This window comes from Microbacterium gubbeenense DSM 15944, assembly GCF_000422745.1.
GTDB classification, from domain to species: Bacteria; Actinomycetota; Actinomycetes; order Actinomycetales; family Microbacteriaceae; genus Microbacterium; species Microbacterium gubbeenense.
The window spans coordinates 1-1,073 of record NZ_AUGQ01000075.1; the positions used below are offsets into that span (position 1 = coordinate 1).

The following is a 1,073-nucleotide window of genomic DNA, read 5'->3' on the forward strand; positions in this document are numbered from 1 at the left end:
ATGAGCCCGTTGAGGTGCTCATTGCTACCGCGTTGCCACGGACTCTTCGCGTCAGCGAAGTAGACGGGCAGACCGATCTCCTTCGTGAGGAGTTCGTGAGCGGAGAGTTCCTTCCCTCGGTCCCAGGTCAGCGACCGTCTGAGTGAGCCCGGCAACGAGAGAAACGTCGACACCAACGCGTTCTTCATCGTGATCGCGCCATAGCCGGCAAGCGCCGGACCATTCTTCCGGGGCGGGGTCACCCCATAGCCCGCCTGGCGGGGAAGGTGAATCAACATCGCGTATCTCGTCGTGCGTTCGATGAGTGTAGCGACCGCCGAGCGCTTGAGCCCGATGACGAGGTCGCCCTCCCAATGGCCCGCGATCTTACGGTCGGTCACCTCTGCCGGCCGCCTGGCGAGCACGGTCTCATCGGTGACGTGCGCCCAGGCCTGCTGACGGGCGCGGGCTCTGGGAACGCGCTTCGTGCGGCCCCGCCGTAGATGCCAGGACTGTCGTCTCTCGAGCCCTCCGCGTGAAGGGACGTAGAGCGCTTGATAGATCGCCTCGTGCGAGATCCGCATCGACAGATCGTCCGGGAAATCGACCGGTAGTCTCTTCGAGATCTGTCTCGGGCTCCAGGCCGTCACCCAGTCGCGGTCACCGCGGTGGGGTTTGTTCTTCCCATCCCAGACCGGTCCGGCAGGGCCTACCTCCGCGCCGTCGTTATCAAGGACGCGACCGCTGAGCTTGTCATTGACGTAGTCACGTAGCTCGGGGTTGAGCGTGAGTTTCGCCGGCTTGGGGCGACGAGCGCGGCGCTCAGCATGCCATTGTGCTGTGGAGGCCTTGTAATCGAGGCGATAGGTGCGTGTCGAAGCGTTCCTCCGCAGCTCGCGAGACACGGTCGATGCGTCACGACCCAATCGGCGGGCGACCTCCCGAACTGCTGCGCCCTGAGCACGCCAGAGGGCTATGTCCTCACGCTCGCGAGACGAGAGATAACGCCCGGATACCTTGGGCGGGAGTTGAGGATTCACGCCGCCAGCATTCCGGAACCAGCGATGAGCGACTGGCTCTGACACGCCCGCAGC

At 64.4% G+C, this 1,073-nt stretch carries 1 protein-coding gene; it reads right to left on the reverse strand.

What is annotated here, in order from left to right:
* A partial coding sequence (locus G510_RS0113390) for an IS30 family transposase (RefSeq protein ID WP_029154018.1) occupies positions 1–1,073 on the reverse strand: 1,073 nt, incomplete at both ends.